Source organism: Blastopirellula sp. J2-11, assembly GCF_024584705.1.
Lineage (GTDB): Bacteria > Planctomycetota > Planctomycetia > Pirellulales > Pirellulaceae > Blastopirellula.
Window position 1 is genome coordinate 1,435,982 of record NZ_CP097384.1, and the last position, 17,488, is coordinate 1,453,469.

Consider the following 17,488-nt stretch of genomic DNA (forward strand, 5'->3'; position numbering starts at 1 on the left):
GCCACATCTCACTTGCCACGCTGCTCATCGACACGCGTAAAGGGTGAAGTACAGGCAAATTCCTCAAACAACGCTGGGCCAAAAGGCGTAGGCAGGTTCTGATAGACGCTATTGGCCAGTGGAGCCTTACTACTTGTTGCGTCCACATTGGCAATCAATAGGTGGCACACTGGCAAGCCTGCGCGCAATCGGACGGAATTTGGGTTGTGAGAAGTGACTTCAAACGTCAGTTCACAGGCAGCCTCCTTTCCGAATCCCGGAGAGACGAGATGCGAGTCGGAAGTGACGGATATTCCAAACCGAGAAATATGTGAGAGCGTCATAATGACGCCTAACAATCCACCGGTAAGGCCGATGCGTTCATTGGAACTGACGAGCAAGAGCTCCCCTCGGTTGATGGTAATTTCAGAAAAAGTTTCAATCGGACCAAGCAGATCTGCACTGCAATTCGGGGACCATACTTCAACCGGCTCGTCCCTCCTGTTCCAACGACGAACTTTACTGCCAAGCCGCAAGACATAACTAGCGGCTTTGAGCAGTTCAGGCTCGAACGGTTCAATCACGAGCGCGGATTCAGACCGCTTGCGAGTAATCTGCTCCGCACTAAGAAACATCGGCGAACCTCAATTCTCTATATGCACTTAGAAGATCTTGTTCAGGCGATTCGTATTCCCGCCAATCCCAGGGTCTCTGGACACCAAATATCTCGACCAGCTTTCGACGCACATATTGGGAGCCGATGTTGTGCATGGACATTACTTCCTGGCCTATTGACGCTATCTCTCCAAAGGTGTCGCGAAGCACAATATAATTGTTTCCTTTTTCGTGGAATGACCAAGCGTCTAAGAGAGAGTCATGAGAGTGATAAGCAAATGGAAATAACGAAGCAACCGAAAGTGAATCTGGAACAGGAACGAAATGAACGTGGCAGTGATAGATGCCACAACCAGTGCCGCTAAACGCTCTCGCTCCGTGTTCGAACAATAAATAGTTCCCAGGAGTTCCGCAGCCAGCTCTAACTCGCTCAGCAATCGATGAGAATTCATCAAGCTCAACAGAGCCAAGGTCAGCAAAGCGTTCCACGTGTCGACGAGGAAGAATCAAAATGCTCTTCGGGAAAAGCTGACCAATGGTCGGCCAAGCAACCAATGAGTCCGATTCAAAAACGGTTCGATCCAATAGATCCTGACCGTAGATCCTCTGAAATCGCGAATCTGAAGCCCCAGAAAGCTCATCACAAAACTCGCACGCGACTGTTGGTGTGTTCTGCATCTTCACTAATTCTGTCCTTACCTCGAGTTGCCCCCAAAAAGCGGCCCAACGCCGCAAAGCATGGATGGTTTCCAATACGTCAGTACCGAATTATATCCAGTTCTGTTGTCACCTGCGATGTCGATTAAACGAAAACGGTGCGTCGAGCGGACCATTCAATCCAATTGAAGAATCTTCGATTTTCTTGCGATCCGTTACGGCCACGGGAAATCTGGCTATGTCTCGCCACTGCTGTCAAAAGCGACGATAAACGGTTGCTGAGAATATCGCCTCGGCAAATCAATTATGTTGTTCAGTTGTGTAAGGAACGGAGATCACAAAGCAACCCAGCAACGGCTACCTACCGCTTAACACCCGAGAGGCCCCAATGCCCGAGTCAAGCAAAGAAGTCGTCCTGACCCGAAGAGAACTTTACGACAAGGTCTGGTCCACACCAATGATGCGACTGGCCGCCGAATACGGCCTGTCGGACGTAGGCCTGGCCAAGATTTGTAAACGTCACAAAATCCCCCGCCCGCCCCGCGGATACTGGGCCAAGCTTGAAAGCGGCAAAAAGGTTTACCCGCACCCTTTAACGCCGCTGAAAGACGAATCGCTGCAAACCGTCCGACTTTGGCAACCCGATGATCCCGTGCAGCCATTGGCCAACAAACGTGACGCGATCGTCGACCCCAAGATCGCCCAATTAATCGAGCAAGAAGCGGACGACGAATTCCGAATCATGCCGTCTGCCGATCTCCGTGCCGCTCACCCGTTTGTTACCGCGACGCGAGACATGCTGACGGAATGTAAGCCCGACGAATACGGTCGACTACGGCTACCTCGCGAACGATCTACGCTGGCGTTTGACCTCAACGTATCGAAGGCCAATCTTCGACGCGCTCTGCTGATCGTCGACACGCTGTTGAAGGCCTTCAAAAAACGAGGCTACACGTGTGATTCTAGTAACGATAAAAAAGAGCCGGGATTTGCGATATTGGGATGGAATTTCACGATCTCAATGTGGGAGTCGTCGAAACGCTACGCGCGGAAGCGGTCAGAGGGACTAAACGAAAATGATCTGGACTACTGGTTCTTTCGGGACTACGAGTACAAGCCGACGGGCAACTTAGAACTGAGAATCTACCCGCTGGGAACAATAAGGGACACCAAAACAACACCGCTGGAATCACGCCTACAGGGACTAATGATCCGCATTCTGAGGGAAATTGACGACTGGCAAGTGAGAGCCGAGCAGGCACGAATTGAAGAAGACAAGAAGCAGGCCCGCAAACTTGCGGCCATCGAGCGCGAGATCGACCGACGCCAAGACGGAGTCCGCGCCGCCAACCTAAGTCAAGCAATCCCCATTTGGGAAAACGCGATGAAAGTCCGTGGGTATGTCGACGCCGTGCGCGAAGAGGCGGTCCGGCGATACGGCATGGTAGACGAAGCCAGTGAAGTAGGCCTATGGCTGATCTGGGCTGAGAACTACCTCGCGACAATCGATCCCCTGGGGGCGGACCGCAACCTGCCGGTTTACTCGCTGACCAACAAGGAAGTCGACGCACTGCGAATACAATGCGAGGAGGATTGGAGTGACTACTCCGAGACGTTTTCGCGCTCCAGATGGCGCACCTAGTCTGTCGCGACGCCAATGTCTAACAGTTACCTAGGGCAGCCCTGTGCCCCTCAACCTCTCGTCTCATCGGCAATTGAAGGATGAGAAATCGACGTAGCTGACTCTTTCTGAGCAATGCTTTGCAGCGTTGCTCGCCCCAACCAAGGATTGTCTTGACTTGGTGCGATTAAGAATCATGTAAAGCAGTTCCATGCCATTGTCCCGGTCAAATTCATCCGCGCCCTGATGTGGATATGGGTCGCCTCAAGCCCCTTGAATCGCATCACCGTTTCGATGCGGACTTTGTCACGGGGGCTTATTTCGTTTCTGGACCACTCGACGCCCTTCGGCAATGACTTGGACTCAAGCAGTGAGATATGCCCCTCCGCGCCTTGGATGGGCATGAGAACACAAATATCCCCCGCTTCAACTCCTGGCTTGGCAAGCAAATCTATTGGGTGTGAATGCAGTCTCGCTGCTTGCTTCGCTCTCGTTTCCTAAGCGACACTCGGCAAAGCTGGAATGCCCTGAAAGCTAAAAAAAGAACCCGCCCCAGCAAGTTGCTGAGACGGGTATTGCCTAGGTTCACCAGGCAGCGGTACTGGACGGCGGAGCCTCCAGTTAGAAATGGCCTCTATAGCTCATTCCCATGCTGTAATCGCTGCCAGACCCGTTCCTTAAGGCCTATCCAACGATTCCGTGCCTTATCAGCCCAATCTTCCAACTGCGAATATGTTCCGATTTCTCGGAAACCTGTATTTACAGCTATCTGACGTATCTGTCTAAGGCTCTGGAGTGCTTCACCGCTCTCAAAGACAGAACCAAGCGATTCAATCCATCCTTGGATCACTCTCCTTGCAACTACAGTTGGGTTGGGTTCTTCATGAACTCTTTCCAAGAGTAAAGCAAGCTTATGGTACGACTCCCTGCTTATCGAGAACTCAATGCATGAACCGTTCCATCTGAGCAACAATCCCAGTATGGGTATTTTGGTTCCCTGACGGAGAAGATTCTGAGGAGAATTTCCGATCCCCTTCAACTCGAATTGAGCCTCTTGAAGCAAGCAACGCGCCCTGGAGAGTGCTTGATTGCCTTCGGCAGCGCTTCGGGACTGGTAGACGCTATTATCAACGTACCGGTACCAAAACGTGTTGTCCGGAACTGCGACCGAAAGTGGCAGGTCCAGACAATAGTGCAATCTCAGAATGAGGGTCGGAGGACTCAGGGGGTCTCCCTGATCCAAACCTATGGTCCGAGATTGCTGATCCCCTCGGATTATCACTCCAATCAACTGGAGCAATTGAGGGTCAGCGACATGCCGCGAGTAGTCCTCGACGGCGTGTTCAACAAGTACGGAAGGGAAGGCATTTCGGATGTCATCCTGCGTGATGAAAGTACACCCGCAGACTTCTGCGCGATAAGTGACTTCCGCGAGCATCTCCGGAATACTTCGCCCGGGTCGAAACCCGATACACCCATGCAGTAGATGCGGATCAATTCGTTGGATTGTTTCCTTTGCCACCGCTGTTGACAAAATACGTTCCACCGCACATCGGATGCTCAGGTAGCGATAGCCACCACTATCTTTTGGAATACGATGAATGCGTGCGGGGCGAGGACGCCAAACTCCGCGCTCGATTTGATCCACGATACGTTCCGCGATATCACCAAATTCGGTGACGCTGATGTCACGCAGGCGAATTCCGTCGATCCCCGCCCCCTGACCGGCAGAGAACTGCCGATCCTTAAAGACTTGAACGAGATTCCGGCGATTGACGATGGCGTCACGCGTGTAATCCAGCACCGTACTTCTGGGCCGCGATTGAGGCCTTCGATAACTCAAATCGTAGAAATAGGCCCCGCCAAGCCCATGGTCTGTAAAGCTATATGGAGTTGGGGCATCCGCCGTTGAAAGAGTCATACAAATACCTCTTGATTGCGTCTCTCGAGGAATGCCTGAAAGGCCGCCTGCACGGGACACTCCGCGCCGTCAATCCAGCCGGCATCTAGGCATGCCTTTTGTCGCGCATGGCTCCACCGTCGGAGCTGGGAATTATGCCTATCTTTAACATCGATTACATAAAGGCTTCGAGGCGAATGACCAGCAGTAGTAAGCTGCGAGGAGGGTATGGGAGGAAGTCCGAGCCCGCCTCCAGCCCAAAGGATCGCATCAAACGTTCCCGGCTGAATGTTCGCAAGACCTCCCGGGGTGGCGAGCAGCGTTTGCCCATCAACCCAACGCTGGGTCCCTCGTACCATCAATCGCTGCTTCTCCGCGGGGAGACCAGTGAGATCGACCGAGGCACTAACTCGGATAGGCCATGATTCAATCGTTGTGGCCAGTTGCGCTAGGTGCTCGATCGAATCCGTCAGCAGAGCGACTCGATGCTGCGCGTTGCAACACAATCCAGTGTTGGTAGCATTCAGGTATCTGGAGACTTTCTCACCGTGACCTTCAACAAGACCGCAGGCAAGGCTTGTCAGCATTTGATTGCGATCGTTATTGAACCAAATCCCATTCCGCTTGGCCTGATAAGCCGTTTGCGCCGCCGTATCTGAAAATCTCTTTCGGATGAATGCCGTTCTCACATCGACTGGCCGGCGACCATGCCTGGGGACAATCGCTTGGCGAAATCCGAAGGTAGATGCAAGCAAATCCGATTGTCGCTGCGTCCGATCCGTATCTTGGCCGAGTAGTCCAAAAAGACGACTGCAGACATCGGGTGTCGTCAGGAGCATTTGCCCATTCTCTGAAATGGCTTCTAGGGCATCGTAGGCGATAATGACATCGCGTTTTTCAAATTCCACTTCACGAGCTTGTAGCGACCGAAAAAGACCGATCGAACACCGGCCGGTTCCTGAGGTTCCCCGTCGCTGGTTCACTTTGTGCGCGTCAATTCCCCATCCTTTTAGCTTGGCTTGAACCCTGTCAGCTTGTTTGTTCGTTGCGACCATGATGGCGAAGGTCGAACTGGGAAAAGCTCTAGTCAGTTCCGCGATAATCTGCTCACGACCGACGCCTTGGCCAAGATAGATAAGTCCTGAATCATGATCATGTACTAGCTCATGCACATGAGAGCTTGGCGGCCAGGAGACGTGTGACGCGACTTGCTCGGGCATCGGCAGTCGATTTCTCGGCCGCGTCATTAACCGGCGATGAACCGTCAAATTGTGCTCACGAGCAAGGTATTCGATCAGCTCGATTAAGCCACGATTCGCACGGCGTGGACTTGGTGAAAGCAACGATTCTCGAAGCTTGACAACGGCAACTGTCCCATCCGATTTCGCGATCGTTGTCAGCCGCTCCGTCGACAGCAATTCTTCAAAAATGCTGGCATCCGAATCGAGCGAGATGTACTGGCCGTGGTCTTCCAAGTAGTAATTTGGATGGTTGATGGTTTGGGAGGTGCTCATGATTATCTCGTGTAAGTCAAACTGCAAAATGGACTCAACATACGATCATTGCGGGACAGATTGCCCACCTGACGAATGCCAAGTTGGCGAACCCCAAGGCTACCGATGGATTCCTGGCGTAGGCTTCGCTTTCCGCCGCGCCATCGGGAGAAAGACTCTGCCGCTTCTTCGAGGCCGCTCAATGCCTCGGCTCCCTGGAGCCTGCCCCAATTTGTGGTCATTCGCATTGAGCACCGAGAGGCATTGCCTTTGGAAAGCTGCAAATTGGATAGCACGCGGATTCGTTTGCGGCAGTTGCTCGTGTTTTTCGGAATTTGGTTTCTAACTACCGTCTCAGCTTGGTGTAATTTGCTCGATCGGAATTTGTCGAGACCGAATCGTCCGTAAAAGCTAGACAAGTCACGCGCACATTGTAACAATGTCAATGTCGCTGTCAAAAGTTTCTGGAGAAGTTACCGAAAATGCCGGAAGTTACCTCGAAGGAAATCTTGCTCGCCACCGGCATCGCCAATGGCGTAACGCTGACTCGTTGGCACCAAATGGAGTTAATTCCGGAACCAACGATCCGAACCCACCCTTCAGGAAAAGGAAAGATCGCCTACTGGCCGGAGTGGGTACTTGAGCGCTGCCTGCGGATCAAGCAATTCCGAGCGAAGGGCTTTCAACTCGACGCGATAAAAGACATTTTGGGCACCGACTGGGAGATGGAGCCTCAAAAGTATAAGCGCCCTTATGTCTTTGCCGAGGATCAATATCGAAGAGAGCTGTACGAAGCCTTGGAGGGCCTAAGGGGAGATATCGGGGAAATCTTAAGTAATTGGAGTCGAGGAACGAAGCGTTCGGGCTCGCAGCCACCCATCTCGGATATCACAGCAGAAATAGTAGAACACGCGATTAAGCTCGCGGAAGGAGGCTTTAATCCAATCTTGATCATCAGCAAAGACGCTCTTGAGGTAACTACTGATTTTGTCCTGGCGGAGTATCTCGCGAATCATCGCGAAATAGACAACGCCCTGATCGTCATTCCGCTGGCCAAAGAGCTTCGGAAGTATTTTCAGATGACTCGTCGGATTCCTGATATTCCTTCGACACTACCGGTAAATCAAGTCACGATCGCGACAGAGGAAATAACGGAAGTGCGCGAATTTGTAACAGTCGACGACTGGTCCTTCGAGATCACTGCGAAAAAGCAATCGTCCAAGGGTCGTCGAAAACGGAAGTGAGCGCCATTAAGTGGCAATCCATCCGGACAGGGCAGGCCGAACAGTCCGCAGATAGTTAACCAACGCTGGCTGGCGTAATTGGTGAAGTCCGCGCTAACGAACTTCGCAAGCAAATCGAACTAACCACATACACGCAAATCGTAATAGATCGAACCCTTCCCAATTCATGACCGAATCCAAGTTGACTAACTATGAATATGGACCATTCACCGCCCCTCCACCAAACGACCCCATGGGTCACACCCGATTCACAATGGCTACGGGCAATGAACATTGTGGAACGCGGGGGATATGCCACCGTCAAGCGAGATGGTGAACTGGTCCAGCGAACAGTGAGATACGTTCGCCAATTGAATCGCCTCACAACTGCTCGTGGAATGAAGCGGGCGGTTAAGGAGAATCCCGATCTTTATTTGGCACTGAAACTACTTCAGGAACAATCGAACCGAGTTTTGGAACTCAAGGCTCGGATGCTCGCCGGCCAAACGGATCAGGCCATCGCTCGGGCGATTGGCTTTCCCGTCCATGGCGTCGCAACCTTCGCGGCCTTGTACTTCGATGTAAGAGCACGACTCAAAGCTACTTCGTGGATTCGCTGGGTCGCAATTGGTGTCGATCCCGGGCAGGCAAACAGCCCTGAGACTCTATTCCTTCTTCATGCGTGGAAGCGCGGTCCGATGGTCATTGAGCCTTGGCTCGATTACTTGGGATACGAACAGGAGTCACACAACCTAGGGTCGGTTATTGGTCGACAACGAGCATGGATTGCCCATCTGATTGACGTTGCGCAACTCCCAGCCACCAGCAATATCTCGAAATCCCTGTGGAAAGCGAGCTATTTCACGCTGGGAAATCCTCCAAAAGCTGTTGAATCGACCTCCATTCGGAACACTGTTTCTCGAAATCGGGCCACAATCCTTGCGGAATATGCCTGGGAGAAGCCCAAAATGGACCAAGTTGCCGAGGTCGGACGAAGGAACCAGGCCCCAATAAACGCCAAGTCCTTCACAATGGGAAGGCTAGTAAAGACTGGGTAGTGTAATTTCGAGCTCTTCCCGGCAACAGCGTCACGCGGCCGCGCGATGACGCAATGTGGAACATGACCATGCCCAGATCCAACTACGTCTACCGATCAACGCGCGTTGGCTCGGGGGTCGAACGCACTTACCTCGGCACACTTGCCGATCCGGCCGTCCGAGCCGTGGAAAGAACCTCGCAGTTGGTACGGGCTTCCCGCCAGGCGGAGCGAGAAGCAGTGACTTCGGCCTTAGGCATTATCGATGTAGTGGATCGCGTTCTGACGACAATCCACTGCGAAGCCAATCGGACAATCAGAAACCTCCGAAAGCGGTGGAAGCGTGCAAAAGAGTCGCCTATCCCGAGACCCAAAATGAAACACCAAAACTTGTCTTATGAAGAGTACACCGACCTAGTGGACGATGCCTCCCGCGGCGACCAGCAAGCCCTTGATAAACTGCGGCAACATTTACGAGGCAAGCCGGAGTTGTGCAATTTGCTAGGCGACCTGAATCGGCACGTCCAACAGCACCTGATCGATCTCGCGGCGGCTGGATTGACGGATGTCCGGGAATCGATCGCCATTTGCCTCGCCGACAAACGAGCCCAGCTATTAAAGGAAGGGGATTCGCTGATGGAACAACTACTCGTCGATCAAGTTCTGAGCACCATGCTTGATGCCGCATGTTGTCAGCTGGGGGCATCGCAAACATATGATCAGGAATCGATCCGAAGCCGCTGGGAGAGTCGACTTGCGCGTGCTCAACAGCGGCATCAGGCAGCGATTGCTTCACTTATCGAGTTGAGAAAGATGCTCGAGCCGCACCGAGGTCCGGAAATAGCACTCCATAGCTAAAAGAACTCGACCCAGCCAGCCACGGTCCGGCGAGAAATCGGAACAAGCAAGCCTGAAATTCACTTCTCGTTCGTGTTGCGAGACCATGCGTAGCTCAAGCCAATTGGCTGTCACCGCAATGAAACAATGGGCTATCTTCTTCGCCCCCGTTCTATTGAGTGGCACGGCAGTCCGCCTGGCTCGGGCGTGCCCGGACCATCAATGCTCGTCAGCACACAAGAGACGGCTAGCAAAATCTTGATCGCGCCCGGGCCGACCTTGGTGCCCGCATCAGCTCGCACATGTCACGCCCTCGAATGGCACGTAGTTCTCTCGTAACCTGCTCCTCTGAATCGACATAGATCAAAAAGGCCTCGCTTGCGTAGATGGAGTTGTCACACACCCATCTTTGGCAAGGAGGCCTCAGGATGTCATTTTCTAACGATGGACGATTTCGTCAGCAAGTGCGGTTTCTACAGCAGCAGTTTGCGCAAGACGGTGAGCTGCCATTCACGGATGTGCTGTCTGAGGCAACGATATCACATGCTTTGGAAGCATTGGAAATTGTTTGGCTGGATCGGATCTACACGCCGCTGGTGACTCTTTGGGTTTTTCTTGGCCAGGCATTGAGTCAGGACCATTCCTGTCGGGCGGCCGTGGCCCGCCTGATTGCTCATCGTGTTTCACGCGGCCAACGTCGCTGCTCAGCAGAGACGAGTGCTTACTGCCAAGCCAGGAAACGACTGCCGGAAGAATTCTTCGCAACGGTCGCTCGGAAGACAGGACAAGCGTTAGATGGCCATGCCGATCAAAGTTGGCTTTGGAAAAACCGCCGCGTCCTGGCCTACGATGGCTCTACCGTGTCGATGCCTGATACGGCCGACAATCAACAAGCCTATCCACAACCTCCTCAGCAGGCGGAAGGCCTTGGCTTTCCGCTGGCACGTATCGCGGTCTTCTTCTCACTCTCCTGTGGAGCCATAATTGAGCTGGCCATCTGCAGCTATTCAGGTAAGGGGCACAGCGAATTAGGAATGCTTCGTAAGTTGTGGGAGGTGCTGCGTTCAGGCGATATTATGCTTGCAGATCGCTACATGTGTTCTTGGTATGAAATCTTTCAACTTCGGCAGCGCGGGATCCACACGGTGACTCGCCTCCATCATTGTCGCAAGGCAGACTTCCGACGAGGGAAACGTTTGGGCAAAGGAGACCATCTCGTCGAATGGCCGAGGCCGCATATTCGCACGATTGACAACCGGACCCGCAAGGGACTTCCCGATCAACTCACCATGCGCGAAACGCGGGTGCTGATTCAACAGCCGGGGTTCCGCAGCCGCAGCATCATCGTGGTTACAACGCTGCTGGATGCCGAAGAAGTGACCGCCAGCGATTTAGCGGATCTTTATCGTGCACGATGGAACGCCGAACTCGATCTGCGATCACTGAAGCAAACGCTGCAGATGGACATCTTGCGATGCAAGACGCCTGAGTTGGTCCGGAAGGAAATCTGGACACACATCCTCGCCTACAACCTCATTCGGACTGTCATGGCCCAGGCCGCTTCCAAACAGAAGATCAAGCCGCGCACGATAAGCTTCAAAGGCGCTGTGCAAACTCTGGAAGCCTTTCAACCGGTGATCGCTATGCAAGGCCAGCACGGCTTGCGCCGAGCAGACCTATACAACCAATTACTCGAAGCGCTCGCAACACATCGCGTGGCCGACCGCCCTGATCGCTTCGAGCCCAGGCAAAGAAAACGACGGCAGAAGAAGTACGACCGTATGATGAAGCCCAGGAATGAAGTCAAACGTGAAATCCTGAAACGACTTGGGTAGAACTACGTGCCATTCGTCACGCCCTCATGTGCATTTTCTTGCTTCGAACAGGCGTTAGTCTGAAGCAGACCCTGAGCTTGATCCAAATTCGATAGGCAGAAAGAAATACTCGGGGTGACAAGATACCGTTAGAACTTTTTTTTGAAAGCGTTGGCAGTTTTGCAGACGCAGCAAAATGCGACGTGATGGCACGCAACGCCGGTAACGATTTCACCCCAGCTCAAACAGTTTCGCATATTTCATTTGCAACTTCGTCGGCGACGTGATCTTCGGCGGACCGCATGATTTAGGCCGTTTTTTGCGGGGATAGTTGCGACTTTTTTTGCTCGACGTTCGATTGGATTCGTCCGCGAGGACGGCTTGAGTGAGTTCACTGATCAGCAGTGCGGCGGCTCTCGCTTTCAGTGCGACGGATGTCGTGGCGGCGGCGAAGGCGCGGATGATTTTCACCGGGCTTAAGCGGGTTCGCTTGCCGGGCTGATCACGTTGAACTTGCTTGGCATAGTAAAACGCCGCCCAAACGCCGATCAGCGTCCAGTGGATTTCGGTGAGTAAGTTTCGCGGCGTGCAGCAGCGGAGTTTGCTTCTCTGGCACGACTGCTTCACGGTGCGAAAGAAAACTTCGACGCCCCAGCGTTGTTTGTAAAGTTCGCAGGCCGCTTGATCACTCATGTCGAGTTCACTCGACACAAGATAGATCGTTTCTTTACCGGTATGAACTTGGATCAGACGCAACTTCAACGGCGGCTGCAGTTTCTGCATCGCCGTGGTCGGCCAATAGTAGACGAACCCGTCCCGAATTCGTAGTGATCCAAGGTTCTTCAGCAGCGAGACATTCGAGCCGACGCGAACCAAAAACGAACGCTTCGAGTCGAGAATCGCCGACCATAACGGGTAACCAACGTACTCGGCGTCAGCGATGATTCGCGCGTTGGACGGCAGTTCGTCGAGCATGTCGATTAGCGCATGACGCTCACTCCCTTTCGATCCGTCGATGTGCCAGCGATACGGTAATCCAGCGGTCAGATGCCAAGCGACGGTCGCCAGCAGTTGGGCACTTTCCGCCTTAGACTGATTCGATTTCGAGGCGTACTGCTTTTCTTTTTTGGAGGCGAATTGCTGCTGATTCGCGGCGGTGCGCGGAGCGAGAAACTTGGTGCCGTCGACGGCGAAATTCACTTTGCCGCGCTGACTCCAGTCTCCTTTAAGCTCGCGCAACTGGTCCGCGATGTGCGTGACGACTTGCGGAATGAGCGCTTCGCCATGACGAGCGAGCGCCTTCAATAAACCTTGCCGCGTCGCCGTGAAGTTGAGACGTAACGCTTCGCAAACCATCGACTGAGCGGTTCGCGTCCGCTGGTCAAGCGTCCCTTGCAACCAACCCCAGCAAGCGATCGCCATCGCCGCTAGCGCCTGCGGCTTTAGCGAAGCGTTGCCATGCGACTTAGGCAAGTCAAACTGGGCCGGCAAAAGTTCCTGAAAGACGGCTTTCAAAGCCTGTAAATTCGTGCGAATATCGGTGCTGTCTTGATGCGGCATCCAAGAATCCTTTCTTGGTCGTCAGTGCATACGGTTTTGGTCGACCGCATTGAACTGCTTAACCGCAGGCCGCATCAAGACTTATTTCTTGGAAGACGAAATCGTTACCGGCGTTGGATGGCACCCAGGGATTGGAAAGGGGAATCGAACAACTGTTACCCTAATTCTAATATTTAAAACTTCCACCAGGTTTTCTTTTTTTTAAACCACAGACCGCTGCCCTATAATAATTTCCATTCCCAACGACCCCGTCGCAACAAACTAACGGCGGATGACTAACAAATAAGAAGCCACTGGTAGACTTGGAGGTTCTATGGAAGTTGAATTGAAGGTCGATCCCGCCAGCAAAGAAATTGTTTCAGAAGCGATTGATGCAGTTGAGCCGAAGCTTTTGATGGGGGCTCCAGAGTCAGAAGAGCACATAGATGGCCAATCGTTGATTGCGATCGGGCTGGATGCTGCACAGCACCTTGACGCTTTATCTGTTGTCGTTGGATATCTGCTTTCCAAGTATATCAAGATCCACATCGAGGTTAGGGGGATCCCCCTCACGGCAAATACACTCAAGGAGGGCCTTGCTCTAATTCGTAATTTAAAAGAACTGCTCGCCGATGATACCGATGCCGCCGAGTTTGACAAGCCAAAGGAGAAGACCGACGACGAAGCCATGTAAAAGAGAGTATGGTTTCAAAGAAATCTCGGAGACGGAAACAAACCGATGAGTGAGTCGACAGGCTTTACGAGTCTCAGTTCTCGTTATTTCATGAATTACCAGCCGATAGAAATCGGTGTCTTGCGTATGTTTTTCGATAACCCAGACGCCTTCATCTCTGAAGGATTTGATCCCCGCGATATTGATTTCGACATCCAGGTAGACCTGAAACGACATTCTGTCTGCCGTCGAAAACGACTCATTGTGCTTAATCAGTTGCGAGTCTGCGATGTGAAAATTCTTATGCTCCAGTCCCTCGTCTGGCCGTCCATGTATGCTTATGCGGCCCATATTGTTCGGAATGCTGCGGACATACTTATTGCACATAGTCGAATCCAGGGAGCATGGATGCTAGTTGATGCTTTCTTCGAAACAGCAGATGACCCTGAGCTACGCGTATCGTTGTCGATGCCAGTGACCGTAAGGCTAAGCGACTTCGAGACTTCGCATCGCAACTTGGAGAACGCCGTTCAGGTTTTCGTCATCGGGCACGAGATCGGGCACCACTTGGCTCCTTCCGCGCAACGTGAAAGCGTTTCAGGAGATGACGTTGAGTTAGTATGCGACGCCTCTGGGTTAGAGCTTGCTTGCCGGTTCGATGAGACGGAATTCTTTTGGACAGTCGAAGCCGGATGGGATGGCCCGGAGCCGATGGAGCAATCAGCAATTGGCGGGGTATGGGGGATATTCGAGCATCTCGTAACAGCCCTCCTTTGGGGCGATGCGATGCTTCGCCGGACCGGCATGCGTTGCAAGGGTGAGTCCCATGACCCGTTTCCTCTCGCCAAGCGACGTACTGAGGCGATGATCACGAAGTTCCGTTCTTCCGACAGAGGCCGTCGCCACCCTGCATTTGGCGAACTCTTAATCGAGCCACTTCAATTGGCATTCATGAAAATCGATGCACTCGTTACAAGCACGATCGATCTAGGCGACGACCGCTTTTCAGTACGCGTTACCAGGGATCGCAACGCACTTCTAAACGCTCATTATGACCTCGAAGCACACTGGGCTGATCGTCTGCTTTCCCTCGGGTTAAAGAGAAGCATCGGGGGTGTATTAATCCCGCAGGAAGCAGACCACCCTGGAATGGATAATTGGTCGAGGGTTTATCAGAACAGTGTAATGTCACCACCGGAGCCTTATGGATTCAATCCGAATCTTCCAGGCAAGGAATTCAGGCATCGCCACTTTGGACGTCGGGACGGTTTCGGTTTTCGATCGCGCTGACATTGACATTCGCCTCTTCTACGAGACAGCGATCGCAATCCACTCAGTTCAATTTGGTCACTTACAAGTCGGGGCGATAAGACGGCTATTGAACTTTTTTCGGGAGGTTTGGGCGACTGGACGCCGCCGCTAATCACGATTGTACAAGTACTTGCGACGTGAAGGGGAAATGAATCAAACCGACGTGCCCCAGGTCAACAGTCTGTTATCAGGTGGGCAAATTCTAGATGCATGATGCATGAACTGAGCGATACTACGGATGTCACCAAGTCCATCGAGTCTCCAAGAACACGTCGGGAGGAAGGTCCTCAACTTCCCAGCTAAATCCAAGGCCGAATTCGTCCTTTCGCAAAATCATCCTCTCAGGTACTGGCAACACGTCATCATCGCCTTCGCGCGTCGCCTGTATGTAAAGGTTTGAAAACGGCTTGCGTGAGGGTAAGAGAACGGTCAGCACCTTCTTCCCTACCGACGTAGACTCATACGCATCGAAACCAACCCATTCTTCCTTTCCCTGAAATGCGTTCCACGCTGTCGCTTCTAGGTCGATCGTAAACGGTGAATCGACGGGCGATTTCGACACATCCACGACTAGCTCAAAGTTTTTTAAGAAATTTGGTTGTTTGGAATTAGGGCGTACTCCAGCGAATCGCATCGAGTATGGGTGGCTGAGACAGCGCGCATCGATACCAATTCCCGACGTACCGTATCGGGCGACAAACTCGGTAGTATCCGCCGATTTTCGGAGTAAGGTCACCGACCGTTTAAAATTCGCCGGACTATGGCGCGTAGTTGATCGCGACTTTGAGACATCGTTGAGCTGTCGAAGATCAACGAGACGAGCATCAAGTGTGATGTCAAACCCATTGAGGTCGGGAGTTTTCGCATACTCGCCGATGGGTTTCGGTTCAATCTCGCTTGGCGGCACGATCGTGGTCGCGTCGAACTTAAATTCCGAGGTAACCTTTGCCGGCACAGTTGGCGGCACTTGTCCGTTGACACGCGTAATCAGCAGCCAGGCCAAGAGTCCTACAATTATTGCCACGAAGATCCACTGAAGGGGCAGGATTGAGAGCCAACTCAACCAAAGTGGCGAATGCCCTTTGGCATCCGATGAAACGACCTCACCAAACTCAAACCAAGGCTTCCAGAATTTGCGGATGAATTCTTCACCCGGCTCAAGGCTTGGGTCAGCACCCGGATCTTCAAAGTATCCGCTATGGTAAAGGTCATGGCCTCGGTCAATCACTTCTGCTTTTCCGAACTTATGCCGACCGGTATCACCGTATCCCCAACTCAGACATTTCGCAAATACCGGCCAAGTGTCGCGTAGTCCATAGTCATTAAGAATATTTCTCCGCCCGGAATGGGTGTCATGCGCGGCAATGCGATCACCCAGTGTGTGCCAAGGAAATGTGCGTTGGACTATGGAACCGCAAAGCACAAGCCGATGGAGTTTCAAGTCTAACTTAGATGCGAGGATTTGTGTGATTACATATGTTCCATAGCTGTGCGCGATAACCGAGAGTCGGCCGCCAGAGTACTTCGAGATAGCAGTCATCGCCTTTTCAAGTTCGAGCCGAACTTCGTCAATTGGTGCCTTGCGAGTAAAGAATGGGCACCAGAATCGGAATACATCGAAATACCCGTAATCGGATTCCCAGACCTCGACATTTGGAATCTCTTCAAGAACCCTCTTAACCATCGGCTGCCACCATGCAAACGTTCGAATTCCGTGGATGAGAAGAATTATCTCCTTTTGCCGTGGGGAGAATGAATCCGCCTTCCATCTTTCCCAGAACGCTTCGGTTGCGGCAACGGCCGGTACATTGATCATTCGTGCCTTTACCTCGTTCACGCCTCGACGAATCGCCCTGACTTGCTTTTCCTCAAGGATCGTCGTGCTGAGAAGTTGGTCCTTGCAGAAGAGGTAAACAGCCCAGTCGATAGCAGGCAGCGAATGACCGACAGAATTCAACCGTTCACGAAGTATATCTTGCCTCAATGCGCGTCGTCCATCGGCATCTTGTCCCGCATCCGACAATACCGTAGCGAGATCGTGGTAAACGCGATCGATTTCCGCAGCGGACGGACGTGGGAGCGTTGGTTGATTGTCCTCTTTGAATACCACCGTCTGGCCTGCCTTTTGCAACTCAATACGAAAACGGACCGTTGTGCTTTGTTTCCAGCTTTACGTCTCCCGCAATATGGCTGCAGAACACCCTCCCATCGTACTGTGTTCGTCCGTTCGCGTCACCTAATCGATGCCATTTGAACTACGGAAAAGTCTCGAGGAAAAGCCGTTGCGACGAATAGTGAAAAGAACTCCTCCGGCGAGCGGGAAGAATTGAACCAGTCGAGAATAGTTGTAATCCGTTTGATTTCAAGAAGAAGAGCCCACCGCCGAAACCAGCGATGGGCTTTCCGAAAGACCAAGACGGGGTGACGCGATTTGAACTTGTGGCACGGACCTACGGAATTACCGATACCACTTCGGCTACGTGACACGAGGGCATTTTGCGCATTGCCTAATGACGAACCGACCTTGGCACATTAGGGAGCTCTCGTGATCTCAACTGAGCTCTCAAGTATACGAATCCCCAAGTGGTGATCACAAAGACTGCTGAAAGGAAAAAAGTTCGATTGCGATTTTCCTAGCCCAGCACCAGCACAAAATGAGGTGGCGTGCGAAATGGAGTCGCCCTCAGAGTTAAAAATGGTTGGTTCAGGAGACCGCCGATGCGAAGATATAAAAATCTCGATCACGACGTCGCAATACCAGTGAGTTCAAACGCCAATCCGTACAGTTGT

General features: G+C 52.5%; 13 protein-coding genes. 7 read left to right on the top strand and 6 right to left on the bottom strand.

The window, feature by feature from the left end; genetic code table 11:
• Positions 1-8 precede the first annotated feature (8 nt).
• Together M4951_RS05960 and M4951_RS05965 are read right to left on the bottom strand one after the other, a co-directional pair.
• Positions 9-614, bottom strand: coding sequence for a dCTP deaminase domain-containing protein (locus M4951_RS05960; RefSeq protein WP_262025568.1), 606 nt, complete (start codon positions 612-614; stop codon positions 9-11).
• Complete coding sequence (locus M4951_RS05965) at positions 604-1,272, bottom strand: HIT family protein (RefSeq protein ID WP_262025569.1); 669 nt, start codon at positions 1,270-1,272, stop codon at positions 604-606. The genes M4951_RS05960 and M4951_RS05965 overlap by 11 nt, the downstream gene beginning before the upstream one ends.
• A 367-nt stretch (positions 1,273-1,639) precedes the next feature.
• Here M4951_RS05965 and M4951_RS05970 point away from each other — a divergent pair, with 367 nt between their 5' ends.
• A complete protein-coding gene (locus M4951_RS05970; RefSeq protein WP_262025570.1) occupies positions 1,640-2,893 on the top strand; it encodes a hypothetical protein in 1,254 nt (417 codons plus the stop codon).
• Positions 2,894-3,506: 613 nt separating this feature from the next.
• On the opposite strand, the gene M4951_RS05975 is transcribed toward M4951_RS05970, so the two are convergent.
• Together M4951_RS05975 and M4951_RS05980 are read right to left on the bottom strand one after the other, a co-directional pair.
• On the bottom strand, positions 3,507-4,793 hold the full coding sequence (locus M4951_RS05975; protein WP_262025571.1) for a reverse transcriptase domain-containing protein: 1,287 nt from the start codon (positions 4,791-4,793) through the stop codon (positions 3,507-3,509).
• Positions 4,790-6,286 carry a hypothetical protein gene (locus tag M4951_RS05980; protein WP_262025572.1) on the bottom strand — a complete coding sequence of 499 codons (1,497 nt, stop codon included), beginning with the start codon at positions 6,284-6,286 and terminating at the stop codon, positions 4,790-4,792. Before M4951_RS05980 ends, M4951_RS05975 begins: the two co-directional genes overlap by 4 nt.
• A 461-nt stretch (positions 6,287-6,747) precedes the next feature.
• Between M4951_RS05980 and M4951_RS05985 the strand changes: the two genes are divergently transcribed.
• The 4 genes from M4951_RS05985 to M4951_RS06000 all read left to right on the top strand — a co-directional run bounded on the left by M4951_RS05985 (position 6,748) and on the right by M4951_RS06000 (position 11,196).
• Entirely contained in the window at positions 6,748-7,509 is a 762-nt protein-coding gene (locus M4951_RS05985) for a hypothetical protein (protein ID WP_262025573.1), read from the top strand.
• A 266-nt stretch (positions 7,510-7,775) separates the two neighbouring features.
• On the top strand, positions 7,776-8,546 hold the full coding sequence (locus tag M4951_RS05990) for a hypothetical protein (protein WP_262025574.1): 771 nt from the start codon (positions 7,776-7,778) through the stop codon (positions 8,544-8,546).
• A gap of 353 nt (positions 8,547-8,899) precedes the next feature.
• Positions 8,900-9,382 carry a hypothetical protein gene (locus tag M4951_RS05995; RefSeq protein WP_262025575.1) on the top strand — a complete coding sequence of 161 codons (483 nt, stop codon included), beginning with the start codon at positions 8,900-8,902 and terminating at the stop codon, positions 9,380-9,382.
• A 407-nt stretch (positions 9,383-9,789) separates the two neighbouring features.
• Positions 9,790-11,196: an IS4 family transposase gene (locus M4951_RS06000; protein ID WP_262025576.1), complete on the top strand. Its 1,407-nt coding sequence runs from the start codon at positions 9,790-9,792 to the stop codon at positions 11,194-11,196.
• Between the two features lie 210 nt (positions 11,197-11,406).
• On the opposite strand, the gene M4951_RS06005 is transcribed toward M4951_RS06000, so the two are convergent.
• A complete protein-coding gene (locus M4951_RS06005) occupies positions 11,407-12,735 on the bottom strand; it encodes an IS4 family transposase (RefSeq protein ID WP_262025577.1) in 1,329 nt (442 codons plus the stop codon).
• Between the two features lie 313 nt (positions 12,736-13,048).
• Here M4951_RS06005 and M4951_RS06010 point away from each other — a divergent pair, with 313 nt between their 5' ends.
• Both M4951_RS06010 and M4951_RS06015 read left to right on the top strand, forming a co-directional pair.
• Entirely contained in the window at positions 13,049-13,408 is a 360-nt protein-coding gene (locus M4951_RS06010) for a hypothetical protein (protein ID WP_262025578.1), read from the top strand.
• Between the two features lie 45 nt (positions 13,409-13,453).
• Positions 13,454-14,677 carry a hypothetical protein gene (locus M4951_RS06015; RefSeq protein ID WP_262025579.1) on the top strand — a complete coding sequence of 408 codons (1,224 nt, stop codon included), beginning with the start codon at positions 13,454-13,456 and terminating at the stop codon, positions 14,675-14,677.
• Positions 14,678-14,939: 262 nt separating this feature from the next.
• On the opposite strand, the gene M4951_RS06020 is transcribed toward M4951_RS06015, so the two are convergent.
• A complete protein-coding gene (locus M4951_RS06020) occupies positions 14,940-16,808 on the bottom strand; it encodes a hypothetical protein (protein WP_262025580.1) in 1,869 nt (622 codons plus the stop codon).
• Positions 16,809-17,488 lie beyond the last annotated feature (680 nt).